8 protein-coding genes are annotated in these 6000 nt (G+C 64.1%); 6 read left to right on the forward strand and 2 right to left on the reverse strand.

Annotation, left to right across the window (positions count from 1 at the left end; all coding sequences use genetic code 11):
• The first annotated feature begins 164 nt into the window (after nucleotides 1-164).
• The 6 genes from ACNQQL_RS34045 to ACNQQL_RS34070 are packed head-to-tail and all read left to right on the forward strand — an operon-like array spanning nucleotide 165 to nucleotide 3151.
• Nucleotides 165-344: a hypothetical protein gene (locus tag ACNQQL_RS34045; protein WP_347068843.1), complete on the forward strand. Its 180-nt coding sequence runs from the start codon at nucleotides 165-167 to the stop codon at nucleotides 342-344.
• A gap of 15 nt (nucleotides 345-359) precedes the next feature.
• Complete coding sequence (locus tag ACNQQL_RS34050) at nucleotides 360-518, forward strand: hypothetical protein (RefSeq protein ID WP_155626588.1); 159 nt, start codon at nucleotides 360-362, stop codon at nucleotides 516-518.
• Between the two features lie 54 nt (nucleotides 519-572).
• A complete protein-coding gene (locus ACNQQL_RS34055) occupies nucleotides 573-1373 on the forward strand; it encodes a DUF3560 domain-containing protein (protein ID WP_347068845.1) in 801 nt (266 codons plus the stop codon).
• 48 nt (nucleotides 1374-1421) lie between these two features.
• Nucleotides 1422-2201 carry a phage Gp37/Gp68 family protein gene (locus tag ACNQQL_RS34060; protein WP_347068847.1) on the forward strand — a complete coding sequence of 260 codons (780 nt, stop codon included), beginning with the start codon at nucleotides 1422-1424 and terminating at the stop codon, nucleotides 2199-2201.
• The gene (locus ACNQQL_RS34065) at nucleotides 2198-2467 is read left to right on the forward strand and encodes a hypothetical protein (RefSeq protein WP_347068849.1); all 270 of its coding nucleotides are present in this window, start codon (nucleotides 2198-2200) and stop codon (nucleotides 2465-2467) included. Before ACNQQL_RS34060 ends, ACNQQL_RS34065 begins: the two co-directional genes overlap by 4 nt.
• Before the next feature lie 3 nt (nucleotides 2468-2470).
• Nucleotides 2471-3151, forward strand: coding sequence for a hypothetical protein (locus ACNQQL_RS34070; RefSeq protein WP_347068851.1), 681 nt, complete (start codon nucleotides 2471-2473; stop codon nucleotides 3149-3151).
• Nucleotides 3152-3231: 80 nt separating this feature from the next.
• Here ACNQQL_RS34070 and ACNQQL_RS34075 read toward each other — a convergent pair whose 3' ends face one another.
• A complete protein-coding gene (locus ACNQQL_RS34075) occupies nucleotides 3232-3759 on the reverse strand; it encodes a PH domain-containing protein (RefSeq protein ID WP_347068853.1) in 528 nt (175 codons plus the stop codon).
• Nucleotides 3756-5522 (reverse strand): type IV secretion system DNA-binding domain-containing protein, encoded by a 1767-nt coding sequence (locus tag ACNQQL_RS34080; RefSeq protein ID WP_347068855.1) that lies wholly within the window; start codon nucleotides 5520-5522, stop codon nucleotides 3756-3758. The genes ACNQQL_RS34075 and ACNQQL_RS34080 overlap by 4 nt, the downstream gene beginning before the upstream one ends.
• Nucleotides 5523-6000 lie beyond the last annotated feature (478 nt).

Genomic DNA, 6000 nt, shown 5'->3' on the forward strand with positions numbered 1-6000 from the left:
CGGCCGCACCGGGCCGGCTAACCCCGTCGCGGGACGACGAACTCACGGCAGACGGCGGCAACGAGACGGTCGGCACCCACAGCCTGAACCGAACCGATCACGCCGGGACTCGGAATCTTCGGCTCCGGTCAGCGGACAGCAAACCCCTTTTTGGGAGGTTGGAAATGGACAGCGCAGCCCCTTTCACCGCGTATCTCGCCACGCTGTTTTTTAAGCGGCTGGCCGGGTCGGACACGGTGCCTTCGACGTGGATCGTGCCGCACGACGACACGTATTCCGAATACGTCCTCTGGCACGGACGCAGCCACTATCGCCGGCCGGTCGGCCACGTCGTTTGGTGTTGAGCGGGAGCGCACGTCATGGCTACCAAGCTCAGTACTTACCACCGCACCAACCACGCCGCGAGCCTCGCGCTCGCAAAGAACCTGCGCAAGAACGGCAGCGCCCACGCCCGAATGCTCGAGCTGGCGAAGGCGTCGCGTCTCTATTTCGAGCAACTGCGAAAGATCGGCGAGTAAGCCGCAACCCCGAGGCGGGCCGGCGACGCCCGCCGCACTGATAGGAGATGGATCGTGAACAAGTACGAAGCGAAGCAGCAAGCCCGCCGCGACCGCCTCGAGGCGCGCGCCGAGCGCGCCCGGTCGGCATCGAGCATGCACTACACCAGCGCTAAAACGATGGCGTCGGCGATTCCGTTCGGTCAGCCGATCCTCGCCGGCCACCACTCCGAGGGCCGCGATCGACGGTATCGAGCGCGTGTACACGCAACGTTCGGGAAGGCGTTCGCGCTGCACGATCAAGCGGCCGAGCTTGAGCGCCGCGCCGCGTCGGTCGGCAAGGGCGGTATCTCGAGCGACGACCCGGAAGCTATCGACAAGCTGCGCGCGAAGCTCGCGGAAATGGAGGAACGGCACGAACGCATGAAGCGCACGAATGCGCTGATCCGCAGCGAGGACCGCGCCGGCCTCGAGCGCATGGGTTACACGCGTGACGCCATCGACGCACTGTTCCGGCCGGACTACCGAGGCCGCGCCGGCTTTGCCTCGTATGAGCTGACCAACAGCAGCGCGAACATTCGTCGCGTGCGCGATCGCATCACCGCGCTCGAGAAGATGGCCGAGCGCACCGACCGCGAGGAACAGGGGCAGGGCTACACGTACCGCGAGGACGTCGAGGACAACCGCGCCGTGTTCCTGTTCGACGCCAAGCCCGAGAAGCCCGTGCGCGATCTGCTGAAGCGTAACGCGTTCGTGTGGAGTCCGACGCGCTCGCCGGTCGGGAAGTCGGCATACGTGCGCAAGCTGACGCCGAACGCCATCATGACGGCGAAGTGGCTCCGCCCGCAGCTCGACGCGCTGCTGTCCGGCGAGTGAACCAGTGTCGGCCCGCTACGGCGGGCCCTGCCAATTGCGAGAGACGCGATGACTCAAAACAGCGACATCGAATGGACCGACCACACGTTTAATTCGTGGCTCGGATGCACGAAGGTTTCGGCCGGTTGTGACCACTGCTACGCCGAGCAACTAATGGATACGCGCCTGCATCGCGCCAAGTGGGGAACGGGACAGCCGCGCGTGCGGACAAGCGCGGCGAACTGGCGTGAACCCGTGAAGTGGGACGCACAGCACGCTGCATTCCGTGCCGCGCATGGGAGGCGACAGCGCGTGTTTTGCGCATCGCTTGCCGACGTGTTCGACAACGAAGCTCCGGCCGCGTGGCGTGCCGATTTGTTCGAGCTGGTCGGCTCCACGCCTAACCTCGACTGGCTGATCCTCACGAAGCGTATCGGCAACGCGCGGTCAATGTGGCCGGCAGATCCGCTGCCGAATGTATGGCTCGGCGCAACGCTGGTGAACCGCGACGAAATGCTGCGCGACGCACCAAAACTGAAGGCCACCAGTGCGCGTGTGACGTTCTGGAGCGTCGAGCCAATGCTCGGCGAGCTTGGCGACATACCAGCCGAACTGTTCCCTGATTGGGTGATTTGCGGAGGGGAGAGCGGGCCGGGTGCACGGCCTATGCAGCCCGCATGGGTGCGGTCACTGCGTGACCAATGCGAAACGGCCGGCGTGAAATTTCTTTTCAAGCAATGGGGTGCATGGCGGCCGACACAAGCCGGTATGCAACACGTCGGAAAGAAGGCCGCCGGTCGCGAGCTGGACGGCCGCATTCATCACGATTTCCCGATGGTGACGGCATGACTCAGGGCCATTTCATCTTCTCTCAGGACGAGGCCGACGCTATCGCGTATTGGGCCGACAAGGAGTTCAAAAAATGGGCTGTCGATGTGACGGCCGGCCCGACCAAGCGGCCGACCTACAACCGGACGTTCTACGCGCACACGCGCACCGCCGAGCGCGCTATCGAGTGCGTCAAGCGCGAAATGCTGCACAAGCCCGCCGGCGCGCGATACCGCGCGCGGCTCGCTGGCCCGCGCGAGCTGGGCTGTGTCAAGGTGGAGGGCTGACACATGGCGAAGACGCGCAAGCCGGCCGCGCCCATGGATGCGATAGCCGACCGGAACACGGAGGCCGCCGAGCTGGCCGCTACGCTGCCGGTAGACCGCGCCGGCCTGTTGGCCGCCGCGCTCTGCGCTGTCGGCGCCATGCACGTGGCCGTGCTCGAGGCGAACGCGAAAGCGGCCGGCGCCGCGGCTGATCGGTATGAAGCGGTCGTGTGGAAGCTGAACGGCGGAACGTTTCGCGGGTCGCGCGACGCCGCCAACCCGGACGCGGCCGGCCACCTGGTCGAGCAGTATTGCAGCGCCACGCCGGGAACAGTGCCGATGTGGGGCCAGCGCGGCGAGTTCCTGATTACGGTGTCCGGCGTGCGCGCCGTCGTGGAGTTAGGCGAAGGGTTCGGCCGGTATCGGGTCGGCTTCGCCTTCCACGTCGTGGATGCCGACAAGCCGTTTATCAGCGAAACCGGCTACAAGTCGCATTTCGAGACGTTCAAGAGCGGCCGGACGGTCGAGCAGGTCGCGATCGCCGTGTTTTCGGCCTGCTTGGCCGAGGGCCGGCGCATGGTCGATCCCGAGGCCCGCGAGCGCTACGGCAGTAAGCGGCGCTGGGCGTGGCTCGCGCGCGCGCCGGCGACGCCGGCCGCACTCGAGTTCGAAGAACCCGGCGGACAGCTCGCGTTCGGCTTCTGAGCCGGCGCAGCCGCAAAAAAACAGGGATCAAAAGATCCCTGTTTCCGTTCTAGCACCGTGCCGGCCGTGCGCCCGGAGGGTCACACTCGGCCCATGTTGAACTCGCGGATGCCCTTGTGATCGCGCAGCGCGATCGCGGCCCGGTTCAGGTCGTCGCGCATTTGTTCGGCGTCGGGGACGCCGGGAAGGAACCACACCGGGTTATTGGAATCGCTCGTCATCACAACAACCGTGCCGACGCCAAACGGCCGTTGCCACCACGGATGCAGTGAAGTCACGTCCTGAATCCGGAACAGCTCGAGACTGGACACCGAGCGGTTCAGAATGCCGCGCCGGCGGGTGATCCGTTCGGCGTCAATGATGACTTCCGTAAAGGCCGTGCGGAGGTACTGCACGCCGACGCGAAGCGCGACCACCAGCGCCGGCACGATCGCAATCGCCGGCAACACATTCCAGCGATGCGACGCGTAGGCAAAGCCAATCTCGAGCACCACGACGGCCAGAATTCCGCCGAGCATGTCGGGCAGGTTGATTATCTGCGACGGCTTGCCGTGAAACAGGACGTGGCGGGCCGGCGCGGTCGTGACGGGCAGTTGTCGCATTGTCATTCTGTCGATTCCGTTGATTCGGCCGGTGCGGCCGGCGTGGCGGGCTGGTCTTTCCACGACGCGAAACTGTTATCGATCTTCGTCGGGCTGGTGAAGATCTTCGTTGCGAGCCGCCCCGGCATGAAGGCGATACCGACGCGACGCGGAAGGTTCAGCAGCGTGGTTTGGGAAATGATCGGCGCTTCCTGAGTGCCGATCGTGCGCTGCCCTTCCCACACTTCGCCGCCATGTACGTTCGTCTTTGTCACCTCACGTTGGAGGATGGAGAGCTGCTGTTTGGCCGACATGGTTTCAGCCCATTCGGCCGTGCGCGCATCGGCCGCACGGTAGACGAATTTGATCGGCGTGTTGACTTCAATTTCTTGCGCCAGCGCCTTACCGTCGAGGCGCTTATCGTCCGGCGCTTCGACGTTTGCAATCGACTGACCGAGCAAGAACATGTTGCACCGATGCTGCCGGATCGTCGCGATAGCCTCGTTCAGCTCGGCGCAGGCGATGAATTTCAACTCATCCGTGGCGAATACGACGTGTGCCGGGCGGACCTCTGCCAAGCGCGCGATTTCGCCGGTCAGCTCGGCGATATAGGCTTTCGTCGCCTCTTTCACTACCGGATCGCGCAGGTCGCCACGCACGTAGACGACGGCGTTTTCCATCAGGCATCGCTCGATCGAATGCCCCTTGCGCTTGCCCGATTGCGCAAACGTACTGATGCGCGACCACTCGCGCAACGAGTCGCGCAGCATCGACAGTTCCCCGTCCGCCCGCTCACTGACATACGCCGACAGGGCCTTGATAGAGGCATCCGTATTCTCCAGCGCGTCATCGAGTAGCGCCCGCTCCTTCGCCTTGTAAACGTCGGAATTGTCGCCGGCCTTGTCGAGGTTGAATGCACGTGTGATCCGCGTGCGCCGCTCGCGTGCGCTGCCGCCCATGAACGGATGCCACGTGCCCTTTCCATCCGGCCGAAGATCGAGATAGACGAAGCGCCGACCCGCTGCCTTCGCCTCGTTTTGCAGCAGGTACGGCAACCATGAATCGCCTTTCGGATCGACGTAGACGACGCCGAAGCCGATGCGGATGACCTGCTTAAACACCGGTTGCAGGATGATGCCCTTGCCGAAGTCACTCGGCCCGAGCACCAAATGATGGGTCGTTTGAAACTCTTTCAGATCGAAATAGATCGGCTGGTCGTTATCGTCCAGTCCGTAAAAAATCTGACCTGACACGAAGTACTTTTCCGGCTCGAAGCTCTTAGCCTTCAGGCTCAGAATCTCGTCGCGCGCATCGACCAGTTTGTCGATTTCCTGCTTGACGCGCACCGCGCGCAAGAAGCGCGACAGCTTCGGCGTCGCGTACCTATCCCACACGAAACGCAGGACAGCACCATACACAATCGCGCCAACGACGATCGGCCAATATCGGCCGAGCTGTGCGCCGGCCCACGTGCCGAAGCTCGCGGCTGTAGGTCCGAACGACGATCCAGCGGTCGCGACGTAGAGGAAAAACGCCAGCGCCGGAACGAAAAGGATCCAGACGTAGAGCGCTATTACAGAAACCCGCCGGCCGATGAACGTAAGCCAATCCCGGAACGTTGGATCGTTCGTCGGCAACCGCCAGGGCACCGGATGAAGCACCGACACCACAAAAAGCGGGATTGCCAGAACGATCCAATACCACGGACCGGCCAGTGACAAGGCATGTTCGACCGTCGCAAATACGGCCGATTGCGCTGACTGAATACCAGTTGCGATCGGAAGCGACACGGCGTTTCTCCAAGGATTAGGGGGGGAACCCGAGAGACTTTCGTCTCTCGGGTTGTGGGTCGGCGTGTGCCGTAGCACGGACAGATTGCCTAAAAAGGCGCACCACCCTGCCGAGCAGATACGGTCTGCGGCCGTACAGCGATCGAAGGCTTCCCACACCTTCAACCTCTTGCCCGCCGGCCTGACTGCTGCCGGGTTGACGTGCGCGCGCCGAAGCACGCGGCTTTTTGCTGCCATCGGCCCCGAGCTGCGGGCCGCCCTGACTGCCGGCCTGACCGCTGCCGGGTTGACGTGCACGCGCCGAAGCACGCGGCTTTTTGCTGCCATCGGCCCCTAACGGCGGGCCGCCCTGACTGCCGGCCTGACCGCTGCCGGGTTGACGTGCGCGCGCCGAAGCACGCGGCTTTTTGCTGCCATCGGCCCCGAGCTGCGGGCCGCCCTGACTGCCGGCCTGACCGCTGCCGGGTTGACGTGCACG

The organism is Burkholderia sp. LFS061 (assembly GCF_047978125.1).
Taxonomy (GTDB): domain Bacteria; phylum Pseudomonadota; class Gammaproteobacteria; order Burkholderiales; family Burkholderiaceae; genus Burkholderia; species Burkholderia pyrrocinia_C.

What these genes read in the sequence shown, in the direction of transcription:
- ACNQQL_RS34045 (WP_347068843.1), top strand. Translation starts at nt 165, where the DNA reads ATGGACAGCGCAGCCCCTTTCACCGCGTATCTCGCCACGCTGTTTTTT.
- ACNQQL_RS34050 (WP_155626588.1), top strand. Translation starts at nt 360, where the DNA reads ATGGCTACCAAGCTCAGTACTTACCACCGCACCAACCACGCCGCGAGC.
- ACNQQL_RS34060 (WP_347068847.1), top strand. Translation starts at nt 1,422, where the DNA reads ATGACTCAAAACAGCGACATCGAATGGACCGACCACACGTTTAATTCG.
- ACNQQL_RS34065 (WP_347068849.1), top strand. Translation starts at nt 2,198, where the DNA reads ATGACTCAGGGCCATTTCATCTTCTCTCAGGACGAGGCCGACGCTATC.
- ACNQQL_RS34070 (WP_347068851.1), top strand. Translation starts at nt 2,471, where the DNA reads ATGGCGAAGACGCGCAAGCCGGCCGCGCCCATGGATGCGATAGCCGAC.
- ACNQQL_RS34075 (WP_347068853.1), bottom strand. Translation starts at nt 3,759, where the DNA reads ATGACAATGCGACAACTGCCCGTCACGACCGCGCCGGCCCGCCACGTC.